Annotated in this window: 11 protein-coding genes and 1 pseudogene; 3 read left to right on the top strand and 9 right to left on the bottom strand. The window is 68.7% G+C overall.

Going from position 1 to position 15,830, the window contains the following annotated elements; genetic code table 11:
* Positions 1-41 precede the first annotated feature (41 nt).
* Positions 42-575: a cupin domain-containing protein gene (locus Q2K21_RS14215; protein WP_310770633.1), complete on the top strand. Its 534-nt coding sequence runs from the start codon at positions 42-44 to the stop codon at positions 573-575.
* Between the two features lie 441 nt (positions 576-1,016).
* Positions 1,017-1,398, top strand: a pseudogene (locus Q2K21_RS14210) (CorA family divalent cation transporter); the annotation flags it as partial.
* 49 nt (positions 1,399-1,447) lie between these two features.
* On the opposite strand, the gene Q2K21_RS14205 reads toward Q2K21_RS14210, so the two are convergent.
* The 4 genes from Q2K21_RS14205 to Q2K21_RS14190 form a co-directional block, all read right to left on the bottom strand.
* Entirely contained in the window at positions 1,448-3,352 is a 1,905-nt protein-coding gene (locus tag Q2K21_RS14205) for a potassium transporter Kup (RefSeq protein WP_310770631.1), read from the bottom strand.
* A 506-nt stretch (positions 3,353-3,858) separates the two neighbouring features.
* A complete protein-coding gene (locus Q2K21_RS14200; RefSeq protein ID WP_310770629.1) occupies positions 3,859-5,013 on the bottom strand; it encodes a universal stress protein in 1,155 nt (384 codons plus the stop codon).
* 304 nt (positions 5,014-5,317) lie between these two features.
* The gene (lysA, locus tag Q2K21_RS14195; RefSeq protein WP_310780948.1) at positions 5,318-6,652 is read right to left on the bottom strand and encodes a diaminopimelate decarboxylase; all 1,335 of its coding nucleotides are present in this window, start codon (positions 6,650-6,652) and stop codon (positions 5,318-5,320) included.
* 11 nt (positions 6,653-6,663) lie between these two features.
* Positions 6,664-6,999, bottom strand: a complete 336-nt coding sequence (locus tag Q2K21_RS14190; protein ID WP_310770627.1) for an SAV_915 family protein — start codon at positions 6,997-6,999, stop codon at positions 6,664-6,666.
* Positions 7,000-7,340: 341 nt separating this feature from the next.
* On the opposite strand from Q2K21_RS14190, the gene Q2K21_RS14185 reads away from it, so the two are divergent.
* The gene (locus tag Q2K21_RS14185; RefSeq protein ID WP_310770625.1) at positions 7,341-7,907 is read left to right on the top strand and encodes a universal stress protein; all 567 of its coding nucleotides are present in this window, start codon (positions 7,341-7,343) and stop codon (positions 7,905-7,907) included.
* Positions 7,908-7,989: 82 nt separating this feature from the next.
* Here the strand turns inward: Q2K21_RS14185 and Q2K21_RS14180 are convergent, their stop codons facing one another.
* The 5 genes from Q2K21_RS14180 to kdpA all read right to left on the bottom strand — a co-directional run bounded on the left by Q2K21_RS14180 (position 7,990) and on the right by kdpA (position 15,828).
* A complete protein-coding gene (locus tag Q2K21_RS14180) occupies positions 7,990-10,533 on the bottom strand; it encodes a sensor histidine kinase KdpD (RefSeq protein ID WP_310770623.1) in 2,544 nt (847 codons plus the stop codon).
* A gap of 1 nt (position 10,534) precedes the next feature.
* Positions 10,535-11,218 carry a response regulator gene (locus Q2K21_RS14175; protein ID WP_310770621.1) on the bottom strand — a complete coding sequence of 228 codons (684 nt, stop codon included), beginning with the start codon at positions 11,216-11,218 and terminating at the stop codon, positions 10,535-10,537.
* Between the two features lie 136 nt (positions 11,219-11,354).
* Positions 11,355-12,023 (bottom strand): potassium-transporting ATPase subunit C, encoded by a 669-nt coding sequence (locus Q2K21_RS14170; protein WP_310770619.1) that lies wholly within the window; start codon positions 12,021-12,023, stop codon positions 11,355-11,357.
* Between the two features lie 5 nt (positions 12,024-12,028).
* A complete protein-coding gene (gene kdpB, locus Q2K21_RS14165; protein ID WP_310770617.1) occupies positions 12,029-14,167 on the bottom strand; it encodes a potassium-transporting ATPase subunit KdpB in 2,139 nt (712 codons plus the stop codon).
* Positions 14,164-15,828 carry a potassium-transporting ATPase subunit KdpA gene (gene kdpA / locus Q2K21_RS14160; RefSeq protein ID WP_310770615.1) on the bottom strand — a complete coding sequence of 555 codons (1,665 nt, stop codon included), beginning with the start codon at positions 15,826-15,828 and terminating at the stop codon, positions 14,164-14,166. The genes kdpB and kdpA overlap by 4 nt, the downstream gene beginning before the upstream one ends.
* Between the last annotated feature and the right edge of the window lie 2 nt (positions 15,829-15,830).

Genomic DNA, 15,830 nt, shown 5'->3' with positions numbered 1-15,830 from the left:
GTTGTACAAGTGGTCGAATCACGAGAAAAGGAGTTCCAAAGATGAATGCAGAGCAGACCAATTCCGATCGATCCTCGAAGAAGGCTCGATTCATCAAACTTGGACCAGGCGAGGGTCTGGAAACTCGCGTCGACATCGCACCGCTCTACTTGCTCAAAGCGGGCGCCGCCCATACCGACGGCCAGTACTCAGTCCTCGAGGTCTCGGTGAACCACGACCTTCCACTCCACATCCACGAAACCGCTGACGAACTCTTCTTCCTGCTGGAAGGCACGCTACGGGTGACCTTTGACGACGAGCAGCATGAGGTCGGCCCGGGTAGTTTTATGTTCCTGCCTGCAGGGATTCCCCATGCGGTTAAGCTTGTGGGGGAGACCGTGCCGCGTCTTCTGCAGATCTCGGTTCCCGGAGGTTTCGAGCACTTCATCGAAGACATGGTTGAGCTTCAAGCCAAGGGTAAGGCGATGGACTTGGATTCGGAGGAGTTCCGAGAGTTCTCGCGTAAGCACGACTGGACCTTGCTAGGGTCGACTGGAAGCGCTGATCCCAACACTGACGAACCGCAGGCTTCGTAGCTGCTCCGGAAGCCGGACCGGTCCTTTTCCAATTTGATGACGGGTGGATGATCCTCCTGTAATTGTTGCCTTGATGACATTTGAAAAGAGCCGCGAGCAACGGTTGAGCGGCAATCGGCCGAGCCGGCGAGGGTCCGCAGCTTGGCGCGGGTCCGGCCGAGGCCACTGGTCAGCGGGTTCCGGCGGGACCAGGGGCTTTGTATGAAAGCGATCGGTCCGGGTTCGGTGCAGTGATCCGTGACGTGCCGTCATGTCTTGGTCTGGGGCCGGTAACAGAGCAGGCACGGCGCCGGTGATCATGTGGTTGTCGAGACCCATGAGAACCGAGCGAGACCGTGCCTGCCCACGCATCATCTCCCATGCCCTGCGTGCTGGATCAACTGACCCGCGCCGAAGCCGCCGCGCCCGTCGCCGATGCCGTGCGACGTGACCGCCTGCAGCGTCTCCCTTGGCCGTCCCCTGGAGACGCTCTGGGCCGAACCGCTGCGCTCCGTCGCCCCCGCCATACGGGCACACTTCCGCGACGTCGCCGACCACCAGGCCACGGATCACCGAGCAGATCACCGGCTTCGACGCCCTGCCCGACTCCATCCTCCAGGCCCACCTCGCCCAGGTCGCCGTCGCCCAGAACGACGACGCCCGCAAGATCACCGCCTGGGCCGCGATCATCGCCGTACCCACCATGGTGTGCGGCGTGTACGGCATGAACTTCGACCACATGCCGGAACTGCGCTGGCGCTTCGGCTACCCCCTCGTCCTCGCCGTGATCGCGACCGCCTGCTTCCTCCTCCACCGCGGCTTCAAGCGCAACGGCTGGCTGTGACACCGTCCTGGCGTACGCTCGCGCCCTGGGCCGTCGGTGACACGCGCGATCACACCTCGATGTGGGAGCCCATGATGACCGTACGGTCGCCGGGGAGTCCGAAATACTCGGCGGCGTCGGCCGTGATGTAGGACGTGGCGATGAACAGGCGCTTGCGCCACGGGGCCATCGTCGGGGCCTTGCCACGGCGGAGCTCTATCTTCGACAAGAAATAGGACGCCTGGTCGAGCTGGAGCGGCCCCTCGGTCTGGGAGGGTTCCAGCATCGCCAGGCTGGCGGGTACGTCCGGTGTCTCCATGTAGCCGTACCGGGCGGTGACGTGCACGATCCCGTCGTCGGCGTAGCCGAGGTCGTCGACGACGAGGCGCTGGTCGGCCGGGACACGGGGCACGGGCTCGGTCTCGATGGACAGGATCACCACCTGGTCGTGCCGCACGTGGTTGTGCTCGACGTTGGCCCGCATGGCCAGCGGCGCGGTCTCCTTGCCCCGGTTGAGGAAGACGGCCGTGCCGGGGACACGGCGCGTCGACACGGTCCCGGTCCGCAGGCCGTCGATGAACTCGGGCAGCGGGCCCTCGTGCCGTGCCCGTTCCGCCGTGACGATTCTGCGGCCGCGCTGCCAGGTCGTCATGACGGTGAACGCGGTCAGGCCGATCAGCAGCGGCAGCCACGCGCCGTGGACGAGCTTGGTCAGATTCGCCGCCACGAACAGCAGGTCCACGAAGAGCAGCACGCCGGCGCCGATGCCGACAAGCCACCTGGGCGTGCCCCACTTCGCTCGGGCGACGTAGAAGAACAACAGCGTGGTGATGGTGATGGTGCCGGTGACCGCCATGCCGAACGCGAAGGCCAGCGCCGCTGAGCTGCGGAAGGCGAAGACCAGGGTGAGGACCGAGACCATCAGCAGCCAGTTGATCCAGGGGACGTAGATCTGGCCGATGGTGGACTCGGAGGTGTGCGCAACCCGCAGCCGCGGCAGGTAGCCGAGCTGCGCGGCCTGGGAGGTCACCGAGTACGCACCGGTGATCACCGCCTGGGAGGCGATCACCGTGGCCGCGGTGGCCAGCAGGATCATCGGCCACCGTCCCCAGTCGGGCACGAGCAGGAAGAACGGGCTGCTGATGTTCTTCGGGTCGTCGAGGATGAGCGCGCCTTGGCCGAGGTAGCTCAGGATGCAGGCCGGGAAGACGAGGAACAGCCAGCCGCGGGTGATGGCGCGTCGGCCGAAGTGCCCCATGTCGGCGTAGAGCGCCTCAGCGCCGGTGACCGCGAGCACGACCGCCGCCAGGGCGAAGAAGGCGGTGCCGAAATGGCCGAACAGGAAGCCCAGGGCGTACGTCGGTGACAGCGCCCTGAGGATGCCCGGGTGCTCGGCGATACCCTCCACCCCGCACGCGCCGATGGCGACGAACCAGGCGATCATGACCGGCCCGAACATCCGGCCCACCGCCGCAGTCCCTCTGCGCTGCACCAGGAACAGCATCACGATGATCACCGCCGTGATGGGCACGACCGCGCTCTCCAGGGACGGCTCCACCACCTTGAGTCCCTCGACCGCGGAGAGCACCGAGATCGCCGGGGTGATCATGCTGTCGCCGAAGAACAGCGACGCGCCGAAGATGCCCAGCGCAGCCAGGACAGCGGCGGCCCGCTGGCCCCGCTGCGACGACCACCGGCGCAGCAAGGTGATCAGCGCCATGATGCCACCCTCGCCGTCGTTGTCGGCGCGCATCGCCAGCAGCACGTATGTGACCGTCACGATGATCATGACCGACCAGAACACCAGCGACACCACGCCGTACACGTTCTGTGTGGAGACCGGGACGGGGTGCGGGTCACTGGGGTTGAACACGGTCTGGAGGGTGTAGATCGGGCTGGTCCCGATGTCACCGAAGACCACGCCGAGAGCACCGATCACCACCGCGAGGCGCACCGAGTCGTGCGTGCCTGCCACTGCCCGAGGAGCCTCCGGCGCCGCCGCTGCGGGTCCGTCATCTGACCCGGTTCTCTGTCGGCGACCGGCCATGGTGATCCTCCTCCGTGCGGGCCGCTGAACTGCAGGCCAGGGCATCGGGGCCGACGATACCTATCCCACAGCGCAACCTCCGGCAGCGGGTGCCGCTTCGTCTCGAACGACGTCTCGAACGGTCGGCCCGCAGGAGGGCGTCGGTTATGCGTCGGGGGGCGTGAATCACCTCCAAGCCCCGCTGCTCGGACGATCGCACAGGCGGTGAGCGACGGCGCCACGTTCACGCCTACGACGTCCGCGCGGTGCAACGATCAGCGCGGCGCTCGCACGCGAGAATGCCGAGCGGATTCTCTTCCAGGCCAGGGGTGCGGTGGCGATCGACGAACGCGAGGAAGGCCGACCGGCCGGCGGCGCTCCCGTGATCCACTGCGATCAGTTCCTGCCCACTCCCCCGCCACCGTCTGGGAGGCACAGACCCTGGATGGTCGACGTCAGCCGGCCGCAGAGCTGGCCGAGGCCGGGTCCTCCGGCGCGCGCGTGCGGCGGTGCAGGAAGCGGCCGTGCGCGGCTTCGGAGTGCGTGACGACGTATACGTCGATGTCGTCGCCCGATCCTTCGATGATGGACTCGCCCACGCCCCGGGAGATGAATTCCTTGAGGCGGCTGCGTCGAGTCGCGCCGATGACGATCTGGGTGGCGTTGACCTCCCGGGCGAATTCCAGGACGGTTCGTGCGGTGTTCTCGCCGGTCAACCCGTGGTAGCTGCCACCGAGGTCTTCCACCAGGGCGCGCTGGCGGGCCAGGAGCTTCGGGTCGGTGCCGACGAGTCCGTCGCCTCGGTCGACATGTACGGCGAGGAACTCACCGCCGGCTCCGCGGGAGGCGGTCCGCTTGCCGCGCCGGATGAGGGTCTCGCCCTCGGGTCCTCCGGACAGGGCGACCAGCACGCGTTCCCGGGCGCCCCACGGATGCTGGATGCCGTGATCCTTGCGGTAGCGCAGCAGGGCTTCCTCGACTCGATCTGCCACCCACAGCATCGCCAGCTCCCTCAGGGCGGTGAGGTTGCCCAGGCGGAAGTAGTGGGCCAGTGCGGCGTCGATCTTGTCCGGCGGGTAGACGTTGCCGTGCACCATGCGGCGGCGCAGCGCCTCGCCCGTCATGTCCACCAGCTCGATCTGGTCGGCGCGGCGGACCCTGTCGTCGGGCACGGTCTCCCGCTGTCTGACGCCGGTGATCTGTTCGACGACGTCGTTGAGCGATTCCAGGTGCTGGATGTTGACGGTGGAGACGACGTCGATTCCCGCGTCCAGCAGTTCCTCGATGTCCTGCCAGCGCTTTTCGTGGCGGCAGCCGGGAATGTTGGTGTGAGCGAGCTCGTCGACCAGGGCGACCTGGGGGCGGCGGGCGAGGATGGCGTCGAGATCCATCTCGGTGAAGGACGCACCCCGGTAGTGCATGGTCCTGCGGGGCACGGTCTCAAGACCCTCGGCCATCTTCCGGGTCAGCGGCCGGCCGTAGTCCTCCACGAACCCGATGACCACATCGGTGCCCCGTCCGGCGCGGCGCTGCCCCTCACTGAGCATGTCGTACGTCTTACCCACACCTGGGGCCGCTCCCAGATAGACCCGCAGCGTGCCTCGCGACATACGCCCCTCCTACCGGGCGAGCCGACCCAGTGCGCAAGGCCCGGCGTCTCGGACTCCCCATTGGGTGGCCGGTATGGCGGGCACCCTCCCCTTCATGGTCGCTCATCCCCGCCTCGGATGTGGTTGCACGGAGCAGGCGGGACCCGGCGTCGGATACGCGCGGACCGATGGCCAACAGGTTGCCCACCAGGTGGTCGAGGCGGTCGGCGCCCTGCTCGATCGCCAACGAGCCCACCGAGGCGGAGTGCGCCCGTGTCGCCGACCTGCTCGACCTGCACCCACTGGAACAGAATGCGACGCGAGCCTAGAGGCCCACGTCGCGGCTGCGGATGTCGTCCAGGGACTCCCGCCGCACGAGGAGCCGGGCGCGGCCGTCGCTTACGGCGGCGACGGGCGGGCGGCCGACCAGGTTGTATCCGGAGGCCATGGACAGGTGGTAAGCGCCGGCGACGGGGACGGCCAGCAGATCTCCGGGACGTACGTCCGCGGGGAGTTCGATGTCGGCGGCGAGCACGTCGCCTGCCTCGCAGTGCCGGCCGACGACGGTGACGGGGGCACGTTCGGCGGTGGTGCGGCGGCCGATCAGACGAGGCGCGTAACGGACCCCGTAGAGGGCCGGGCGCGGGTTGTCGCTCATGCCGCCGTCGACGGCGATGTACGTGCGATTGCCGGTGTGTTTGACGGCAAGGACGCGGTACAGGGCGATGCCCGCCGGTCCGGCGATGGCCCGCCCCGGTTCGATGATCAGACGAGGAACGGGCAGCCCGGCCGCCGCACACGCCTCCGCCAGCTCGGTACGGACCTTGCGGGCCAGGGTGGTCAGGTCCAGGGCCTGTTCACCGGGGCGGTAGGCGATGCCGTGGCCGCCGCCGAGGTCCAGCTCGGGCAGGACCAGGCCGTGCTGCTCGTGCAGCCGCGCCATCAGGCCCACCAGGCGCCGCGCTGCGGCCAGATACGGCTTGACGCTGGTGATCTGCGAACCCAGGTGGCAGTGCAGACCGGTGAGTTCGAGCTGCGGTTGGTCCAGTATCCGGGCGATCGCGTGCTGGGCGTATCCGTCGGAGATGCTGAGGCCGAACTTCTGGTCCTCGGTGCCGGTGCGGATCTTCGCGTGGCCGCCGGCGCTGATCCCGGGCACCACCCGGACCATGACCTTCTGGTGGCCGTGGGGGCCTACGGCGGCGGCCAGCCGGGCGATCTCCGAGGGGCTGTCGATGACGATGCGGCCCACACCGAGACGGAGGGCGGTCTCCAGGTCGCGGGGGGACTTGGCGTTGCCGTGCAGCACGATCCGCTCGGCCGGGAACCCGGTGGTGACGGCCAGCTCCAGCTCGCCGGCCAAGCAGACGTCGAGCCCGAGGCCCTCCTCGTCCATCCAGTGGATCATCGCGCGGCACAGGAACGCCTTGGCCGCGTAGAGGATCTCGGTGTCGGGGAAGGCGTCCCGGTAGGTGCGGCAGCGCTCGCGGACCTCGGCCTCGTCGAGGACGTAGACGGGGGTGCCGAAGCGGTCGGCGATCTCGGCGAGCGGTACGCCGCCGACCGCCAGGTCACCCGGGCAGGGCTCGGCGGTGGACGCGGGCCAGACGGAGAGATCGCCGGCGAGAGTGGTGACGGCACTGTCGTGAACGGTGGTCATCATGCCCCCTCTCAGGCAACGCGCAGAGCGAGCGCGGGGACGACAGGGTTCACCGGCCGGGCGGCCCGTGCCGTGAACTGGGGATCCACTGTGACGGTGGCGATGCCGAGCGGTTCGGTCAGCGCGCGCAGCGCGGGCTCGGCGAGCCTGATCCACACCTGCTCGGGGCCGAGCGTCGCGATCAGGAGGTTCTCGGAGGTGAAGCCGACGGCCGTACGGTCGCCAACAGGTGTGCAGAAGACACGCGTGACGCACCCCGAGGGTCCCGGCCGGACGGGAACGAACAGAGGTCCGGCCGGGGACCGATCAGAAGGTTCGGGGTCCTCGCCGCACAGGATGTCTGCCATGGGATACCTCCGGGGTCCGGGGCCCGAATGGGTCCCGGTCGGGTCGCGTCGAGTGGCTTGGCGGCCCCGAACGCGGGGAGGCAGAACGGGGCTCACCGCTGACGCTATGCCGCCCGGGGTGGTGATCCGCGGGTTCATGACGCAACGCTGACGTGCGTCGGGCGAATGCTGACGCGGCGCTGACACCAGCGGCGATCAGGCGCTGCGGGTGCCGTCAGAATGGCGCCAAGAACTGGCTCGCGGGCTGTTCGAAAGCCTTGGCGCGGAGGTGAGATGGACGTGGTTTCCATGAGGTTCGCCGACGCGGGACCGTCCGTCGGCGTGTGCAGAACGGTGAAGTGATGTCCGAGTCCGATGTGCCCTCAGCCGCTCGGGTCCTGGTCGGAGTGAGCGGTTCGCCAGGCAGTCTGACCGCCCTGTGCCGGGCCGCGGGCGAGGCGCGGAGCAGGGGTGCCGAGCTGTGGCCGGTGCTGGCCTGGGAGCCGCCCGGCGGGGATCTTGCCGCGCGTCACTCACCGGCCGCGGCCCATCTGGTCCAGGAGTGGGAGCGGCTGGCGCGGGAGAGGCTGGTCGCGGCTCTGCGGGACGTGTTCGGCAGCGCCGTCGCGGGGCCTCCTGGGCAGGCTCTCGTCGCCCGTGGTGCCCCTGGTCGGGCACTGGTCGACATCGCCGACCGCGAGAACGATCTCCTCGTCGTCGGTGCAGGGCGGCGCGGCCCCCTGTACCGCGCGTTGCGGCCGTCGGTCAGCCGCTATTGCCTCGCCCACGCCACCTGTCCCGTCCTCGCGGTGCCGCCCTCGCCGTTGGAGGCCGCGCTGGCTGCCGCGCACCGCCGGAACGCCTGGCGGCTGCGACTGGACACCGGTGACGTGGAGAGGGAGTTCGAGACCGTGCCGCCCGAGGTATGAGGTCCCGTACCCCCACTCCTCCTGTGGTGGTCGCAGCCGGAAGACCGTGCCGCCCGGAGGCTGAGCCCCCGGGCTCCCGCCGTCAGGAGGTGGCCGCGGCCGGCAGGTCGGGCTGTTCCGGCCGGCGCTGGGGTGCCGTCGGCACGCTGAGCACCATGGTGAGGCCACCGCCGGGGGTGTCCTCGGCACTCAGGGTGCCGCCCATGGCTTCAGCGAAGCCGCGGGCGACGGCGAGGCCGAGTCCGACGCCGTTGCCGCGCGGGGAGTCGCCGTAGCGCTGGAAGGGTTCGAAGATGCGGTCCTTGGCGTCGTCGGGCACACCGGGGCCGCGGTCGACCACCCGTACCTCGACGCGGTCCGCGATGGCGCTGGCCGAGACCAGGACCTTCTCCCCCGGTGGGCTGTACTTGACCGCGTTCTCGACGACGTTGGCGACGGCCCTCTCCAGCAGCCCGCGGTCCACGTTCACCATGGGCAGTGTCTCCGGGATGTCCAGCTCCACGCTGTCCTCGGGCACTCCGCCGAGGGCCATGGGGACGACCTCGTCGAGGTCGGTCTCGCGGATGATCGGGGTGACCGTACCGGTCTGAAGCCGGGACATGTCCAGAAGGTTGCCCACTAGGTGGTCGAGTCGGTCCGCTCCCTCCTCGATGGCCTCCAGCAGCTCCGCCTGGTCCTGTTCGGACCAGGCGACGTCGTCGGAGCGCAGGGACGTGACGGCCGCCTTGATCCCGGCCAGGGGGGTGCGCAGGTCGTGGCTGACGGCGGCGAGCAGCGCGGTGCGGATGCGGTTGCCCTCGGCGAGTTCCTTGGCTTGGTCGGCTTCCTGCAGCAGGCGCTGGCGGTCCAGTACGACGGCGGCCTGGGCGGCGAAGGCGGCGAGCACCCGCCGGTCGGCGGCTGGCAGCACCCGCCCCGACAGTGCCAGGGACATGTGGTCGCCGACCGGCACGTCGACGTCCGCGTCGTCGGGGTGCTGGCAGGGCCGGGGGCCGACGCTGCCCGCGCAGGTCCACGGATCGGTCTCGCCGGCCCGTTCCAGCAGCGCCGCCGACTCCATGCCGAAGGTCTCACGCACCCGTTCCAGCAGCTCCTCCAGGCTGGTCTCGCCGCGCAGCACGTTGCCCGCGAGGAAGGACAGGATTTCGGACTCGGCGCGCAACCGGGCGGCCTGGTGCGTGCGCCGGGCGGCGAGGTCGACGACCGAGGCCACGGAGACGGCGACCCCGACGAAGATGGCGATGGCGACGATGTTCTTCGGATCGGCGATGGTCAGGGTGTGGACGGGTGGGGTGAAGTACCAGTTGAGCAGCAGGGAGCCCCCGACCGCCGACGCCAGCGCCGGCAGCAGTCCGCCGACCAGGGCCGCCGCCACCGTCAGGGTGAGGAACAGCAGCATGTCGTTGGCGAGGCCGACGTCCGGGAGGGCGCTGGTGAGCAGCCAGGTGAGGAGGACGGGACCGAGCACTCCGACGAGCCAGCCCCAGACGACCCGGGCCCGTCCCAGGCGTGCTCCGCGTGCCACCGGCAGTCCGCGGCCCTTGCCCGCCTCGTCGTGCGTGATGAGGTGGACGTCGAGGTCGAGTCCGGAGTCCCGGGCGACCGTGGCGCCCACACCGGGCCCGAAGACGTACTGCCAGCTCCGGCGGCGGGAGACCCCCAGGACGATCTGGGTGGCGTTCACCCCGCGTGCGAAGTCCAGGAGCGCGACGGGTATGTCGTCGCCGACGACCTGGTGGAAGGTGCCGCCCAGGTCCTCCACGAGGGTGCGCTGGACGGCGAGTTCCTTCGGTGAGGCGGCGGTCAGGCCGTCGCTGCGGGAGATGTAGACGGCCAGCACCTCGCCACCGGCGCCCTTCTCGGCCAGCCGCGCCGCCCGGCGGATGAGCGTGCTGCCTTCGGGGCCTCCGGTCAGGCCGACCACGATCCGTTCACGCGAGCCCCAGATGGTCGAGACGTGGTGCGCGCTGCGGTACTCGGTCAGATAGGCGTCGACCCGGTCGGCCACCCACAGCAGCGCCAGCTCCCGCAGGGCGGTGAGGTTTCCGGGCCGGAAGTAGTTGGAGAGGGCCGCGTCGACCTTGTCCGGTTTGTAGATGTTGCCGTGCGCCATCCGGCGGCGCAGGGCCTGTGGGGACATGTCGACCAGCTCGATCTGGTCGGCCCGGCGTACGACTTCGTCCGGCACGGTCTCCCGCTGCCGTACACCGGTGATGGACTCGACGACGTCGCCGAGCGACTCCAGGTGCTGGATGTTGACGGTCGAGACGACGTCGATCCCGGCTGCCAGCAGTTCCTCGACGTCCTGCCAGCGCTTGGTGTTGCGGGAGCCGGGGATGTTGGTGTGGGCGAGTTCGTCGACGAGGGCGACGGCGGGGGCGCGCCGCAGGACGGCGTCGACGTCCATCTCGGTGAAGGTGCTGCCCCGGTATTCGATCTCCTTGCGCGGGATCTCCTCCAGGCCGTGCAGCATCACCTCGGTGCGCGGCCGGCGGTGGTGTTCCACGAACCCCACCACGCAGTCGGTGCCCCGCTCGATCCTTCGGTGGGCCTCGGAGAGCATGGCGTAGGTCTTGCCGACGCCGGGTGCCGCGCCGAGGTAGATCCGGAGCTTTCCGCGTGCCATGTCATCCTTCGAAGCGGTAGCCCATGCCGGGCTCGGTGATCAGATAGCGGGGGTGGGCGGGGTCCGTCTCCAGTTTGCGCCGCAGCTGTGCCATGTAGACCCGCAGGTAATTGGTCTTGCTGCTCTGTGAGACTCCCCAGACTTCCTGAAGAAGGTGCTTCTGCGTGATCAGCCGCCCCGGGTTGGTCACCAGGATCTCCAGCAGGTGCCATTCGGTCGGAGTCAGCCGTACGTCCCGTCCGCCGCGTACGACTTTCTTGGCGAACAGGTCGATGCTGAAGTCCCCGGTCTCGACCAGTGTGGTCTCCGGGACGAGCGGTGTGTCCTCGGTGCGGCGGACGGCGGCGCGCAGCCGGGCGAGGAGTTCGTTCATGTTGAACGGCTTGGTGATGTAGTCGTCGGCGCCCGCGTCGAGCGCGGCGACTTTCTCGTCGGACCCCTGTCGCGCGGACAGGACCAGGACCGGCACCCGGGTCCAGCCGCGCAGGGCCTTGATGACCTCGATGCCGTCCATGTCGGGCAGACCGAGGTCCAGCATCACCACGTCGGGCTGGCGGGCGGCGGCCAGCCGCAGGGCCGTGGCCCCGTCGGGCGCGGCGTCGACGCCGTACTTGCGTGCCTGCAGGTTGATCACGAGGGCCCGTACGAGCTGCGGGTCGTCCTCCACCACCAACACCCTGGTCATGGGTGCGTGCCTTTCCTGTCGTGCGTCGGGCTGTGCGGCACCAAACGCGAGGCAACCGACGTCATGGCAGCGGGAGTTGACGGATCATCCAGGATGGCTCCCGGCCGCCAACTCCCGCGCATGTCGCGTAATCCCATCAGTGCTTTGCCACAAGGTCCTTGAGCGCGATGTTGAGTTCGAGGACGTTCACCCGGGGCTCGCCCATGAAGCCGAGGGTGCGGCCCTGCGTGTGGTCCTTGACCAGCTTCTCCACCTGAGCGACCGAGAGGCCGTTCTTGGCTGCGATCCGGTGGACCTGGATCTGCGCGTAGGCCGGGGAGATGTTCGGATCCAGGCCGGAGGCGGAGGACGTGACGGCGTCGGCGGGGACCGCGGATGCCTTGACCGTGTAGCCGGGCACCGAGTTGTCCTTGATGACAGCCGCCTTGGCGTCCTTGACCTGCTGGATCAGGTCCTTGTTGTCGGCGGAGAGGTTGGTCGCGCCGGACAGCAGCAGCTTGTACTGGGTGTTCATGCTGTTGCTGCCGAGCCCGTTGGCCGGGCGGCCCTGGAACCACTTCAGGTCGGGGTCCGGGGTCTGCTGCCCCTTCTTCAGCGGCAGGTTGTATGACTGCCCGATCAGGGACGAGCCGACGACTTTGCCGTCCGCCTTGACCTCGGAGCCGTTCGCCTTGTTGTTGAACAGTGCCTGGGCCACACCCGTGACGACGAGCGGGTAGATGACGCCGGTCACCAGGGTCAGCACGAGGAGGGCACGCAGTCCCGCCCAGAGCAGCCGGGCAGTGTTCGTGACGGAGTTGTTCATGGCGATCAGCCGATTCCGGGGATGAGGGAGATGAGCAGGTCGATGAGCTTGATGCCGATGAACGGCGCGATCAACCCGCCGATGCCGTAGATCGTGAGGTTGCGCCGCAGCATCTTGTCGGCGCTGACCGGCCGGTACTGCACGCCCTTCAGGGACAGGGGCACCAGGGCGATGATGATCAGCGCGTTGAAGATGACCGCGGACAGGATCGCGGAGTCCGGGGAGGACAGGCCCATGATGTTGAGTTTGTCCAGGCCCGGATAGACCGCCGCGAACAGCGCCGGGATGATCGCGAAGTACTTCGCGACGTCGTTGGCGATGGAGAACGTGGTCAGCGCACCGCGCGTGATCAGCAACTGCTTGCCGATCTCGACGATCTCGATCAGCTTGGTCGGGTTGGAGTCGAGGTCGACCATGTTGCCGGCCTCCTTGGCGGCCGACGTGCCCGTGTTCATCGCGACCCCGACGTCCGCCTGGGCGAGGGCCGGCGCGTCGTTCGTGCCGTCACCGGTCATCGCGACCAGCTTGCCGCCCGCCTGCTCCCGCTTGATCAGCGCCATCTTGTCCTCGGGAGTGGCCTCCGCGAGGAAGTCGTCGACGCCCGCCTCCTCGGCGATCGCCTTGGCCGTCAGCGGGTTGTCACCCGTGATCATGACGGTCTTGATGCCCATGCGGCGCAGTTCGTCGAACCGCTCGCGCATGCCGTCCTTGACGACGTCCTTGAGGTGGATGACGCCCAGGACGCGGGCACCCCGGTCGTCCTTGACGGCGACCAGCAGCGGAGTGCCGCCCGCCTGCGAGATGGCGTTGGAGAGGGTGTCCGCGTCGTCCGCGACGGTGCCGCCCTCCTCCTTCACCCAGGCGATGACCGATCCGGTCGCACCCTTGCGGATCTTGCGCCCGTCGACGTCCACGCCCGACATCCGGGTCTGGGCGGTGAAGGCGATCCACTCGGCCCCGGCCAGCTCGCCCTGGTGGCGCTCCCGCAGGCCGTACTTCTCCTTCGCCAGGACGACGATGGAGCGGCCCTCCGGAGTCTCGTCGGCCAGCGACGACAGCTGGGCGGAGTCGGCCACCTCGGCCTCGGTGGTGCCGCTCACCGGCACGAACTCGGACGCCTGACGGTTGCCGAGCGTGATGGTGCCGGTCTTGTCGAGCAGCAGCGTGGAGACGTCACCGGCGGCCTCGACCGCACGGCCCGACATGGCGAGGACGTTGCGCTGTACCAGCCGGTCCATGCCGGCGATGCCGATCGCGGACAGCAGCGCACCGATTGTCGTGGGGATGAGGCAGACCAGCAGTGCCACCAGCACGACCATGCCGAGCTTAGTGCCCGCGTAGTCGGCGAACGGCGGCAGCGTGGCCACGGCCAGCAGGAAGACGATCGTCAGCGAGGCCAGCAGGATGTTGAGGGCGATCTCATTGGGCGTCTTCTGCCGGGCCGCGCCCTCGACCAGGTTGATCATCCGGTCGATGAAGGTCTCGCCCGGCTTCGTCGTGATCTTGATGACGATGCGGTCGGAGAGGACCTTCGTGCCGCCGGTGACCGCCGAACGGTCGCCGCCGGACTCACGGATGACCGGCGCCGACTCACCGGTGATGGCCGACTCGTCGACCGAGGCGACGCCCTCGATGACGTCACCGTCACCGGGGATGATGTCACCGGCCTCGCAGACGACCAGGTCGCCGATCTTCAGGTCGGTGCCCGGGACCTGCTCCTCGGACGTACCGTCCGTGAGCAGCCGGCGCGCCACGGTGTCGGTCTTGGCCTTGCGCAGGGTGTCGGCCTGCGCCTTGCCGCGGCCCTCGGCGACCGCTTCCGCCAGGTTGGCGAAGATCACGGTCAGCCACAGCCAGGCGCTGATCGCCCAGCCGAACCAGTCGCCCGGGTCCTTGAAGGAGAACACTGTGGTCAGCACGGAGCCGATCCACACCACGAACATCACGGGCGACTTGACCATCACCCGCGGGTCGAGCTTGCGGAAGGCGTCCGGCAGCGACTTGAGCAGCTGCTTGGGATCGAAGAGGCCCGCGCCGACACGTCCCTCGGCGGGCTTGTGCCCGGTGGGTACGTCGCTGTGCGGCGCCCGGGTCGGAGTGGCTGTGGACATGGAGTCCTCTGACTTCTCTGTACAGGTGGTCATGACGCCAGCCCCTCGGCCAGCGGACCCAGCGCCAGGGCCGGGAAGTAGGTCAGACCGGTGATGATCAGGATCGCGCCGACCAGGAGGCCGGTGAACAGCGGCTTCTCGGTGCGCAGGGTGCCCGCCGTGGCCGGGACGGGCTTCTGCTCGGCGAGCGAGCCGGCCAGCGCCAGCACAAACACCATCGGCAGGAAGCGCCCCAGCAGCATGGCCAGACCGGTCATGGTGTTGAACCAGTCGGTGTTCGCGTTCAGACCGGCGAAGGCCGAGCCGTTGTTGTTGGCCGCGGAGCTGAAGGCATAGAGCACCTCAGAGAAGCCGTGCGCGCCGGAGTTCAGCATGGAGTTCGGCGGGGTCGGCAGGGCCATGGAGGCAGCCGTGAAGATCAGCACCAGTGCCGGGGTGATGAGGATGTAGCAGGCCGCCAGCTTGATCTCGCGGGTGCCGATCTTCTTGCCCAGGTACTCGGGCGTACGGCCGACCATCAGACCGGCGATGAACACCGCGATGACCGCCATGATCAGCATGCCGTACAGGCCGGAACCGGTACCACCGGGCGCGATCTCGCCCAGCTGCATGCCCAGAATGGTGATGCCGCCGCCGAGTCCGGTGAACGAGGAGTGGAACGAGTCCACCGCACCGGTCGAGGTGAGTGTGGTCGACACCGCGAAGATCGACGACGATCCGACACCGAAGCGGACCTCCTTGCCCTCCATCGCACCCCCCGCCGCCTGGAGCGCCGGGCCGTGGTGCGCGAACTCGGTCCACATCATCAGCGCGACGAAGCCCAGCCAGATGGTGAACATCGTGGCGAGGATCGCGTAGCCCTGCTTGATCGAGCCGACCATGACACCGAAGGTGCGGGTCAGGGCGAACGGGATCACCAGCAGCAGGAAGATCTCGAACAGGTTGGTGAAGGGCGTGGGGTTCTCGAAGGGATGCGCGGAGTTGGCGTTGAAGTAGCCGCCGCCGTTGGTGCCGAACTCCTTGATGGCCTCCTGCGAGGCCACCGCTCCGCCGTTCCACTGCTGCGAGCCGCCCATGAACTGGCCGACCTCATGGATGCCGGAGAAGTTCTGGATCGCGCCGCAGGCGACCAGGACGATCGCCGCGATGGCGGCGCCCGGGACCAGGATGCGGATCGTGCCGCGCACCAGGTCGGCCCAGAAGTTGCCCAGCTCACCCGTACGGGACCGGGCGAACCCGCGCACCAGCGCCACCGCGACGGCGATGCCGACGGCCGCCGAGACGAAGTTCTGCACGGCCAGACCGGCGGTCTGCACGACGTGCCCCATGGTCTGCTCGCCGTAGTACGACTGCCAGTTCGTGTTCGTCACGAACGACACGGCCGTGTTGAAGGACTGCGCCGGGTTGACCGAGGAGAAGTTCAGCGAGCCGGGCAGGATGCCCTGCAGGCGCTGCAGAAGGTAGAGGAAGAGGACGCTGACCGCCGAGAAGGCGAGCACTCCGCGCAGATACGCGGGCCAGCGCATCTCCGTGTCCGGGTTGGCACCGATGCCCTTGTAGATCCACTTCTCGACACGCCAGTGCTTGTCGGAGGAGTAGACCCTGGCCATGTAGTTGCCGAGGGGGATGTAGGCGAGGGCCAGCGCTCCTATGAGGGCGAGCAGCTGGAGGAAGCCGGCGAGTACGGGACCCATGT

Source organism: Streptomyces sp. CGMCC 4.7035 (assembly GCF_031583065.1).
GTDB classification, from domain to species: Bacteria; Actinomycetota; Actinomycetes; order Streptomycetales; family Streptomycetaceae; genus Streptomyces; species Streptomyces yaanensis.
Note: the sequence above shows the minus strand (reverse complement) of the source record. Positions and strands in the feature narration are given on the sequence as shown.

What these genes read in the sequence shown, in the direction of transcription:
- Q2K21_RS14185 (WP_310770625.1), top strand. Translation starts at nt 7,341, where the DNA reads ATGTCCGAGTCCGATGTGCCCTCAGCCGCTCGGGTCCTGGTCGGAGTG.
- Q2K21_RS14200 (WP_310770629.1), bottom strand. Translation starts at nt 5,013, where the DNA reads ATGTCGCGAGGCACGCTGCGGGTCTATCTGGGAGCGGCCCCAGGTGTG.
- kdpB (WP_310770617.1), bottom strand. Translation starts at nt 14,167, where the DNA reads ATGACCACCTGTACAGAGAAGTCAGAGGACTCCATGTCCACAGCCACT.
- Q2K21_RS14215 (WP_310770633.1), top strand. Translation starts at nt 42, where the DNA reads ATGAATGCAGAGCAGACCAATTCCGATCGATCCTCGAAGAAGGCTCGA.
- kdpA (WP_310770615.1), bottom strand. Translation starts at nt 15,828, where the DNA reads ATGGGTCCCGTACTCGCCGGCTTCCTCCAGCTGCTCGCCCTCATAGGA.
- Q2K21_RS14180 (WP_310770623.1), bottom strand. Translation starts at nt 10,533, where the DNA reads ATGGCACGCGGAAAGCTCCGGATCTACCTCGGCGCGGCACCCGGCGTC.
- Q2K21_RS14190 (WP_310770627.1), bottom strand. Translation starts at nt 6,999, where the DNA reads ATGGCAGACATCCTGTGCGGCGAGGACCCCGAACCTTCTGATCGGTCC.
- Q2K21_RS14175 (WP_310770621.1), bottom strand. Translation starts at nt 11,218, where the DNA reads ATGACCAGGGTGTTGGTGGTGGAGGACGACCCGCAGCTCGTACGGGCC.
- Q2K21_RS14170 (WP_310770619.1), bottom strand. Translation starts at nt 12,023, where the DNA reads ATGAACAACTCCGTCACGAACACTGCCCGGCTGCTCTGGGCGGGACTG.
- lysA (WP_310780948.1), bottom strand. Translation starts at nt 6,652, where the DNA reads ATGACCACCGTTCACGACAGTGCCGTCACCACTCTCGCCGGCGATCTC.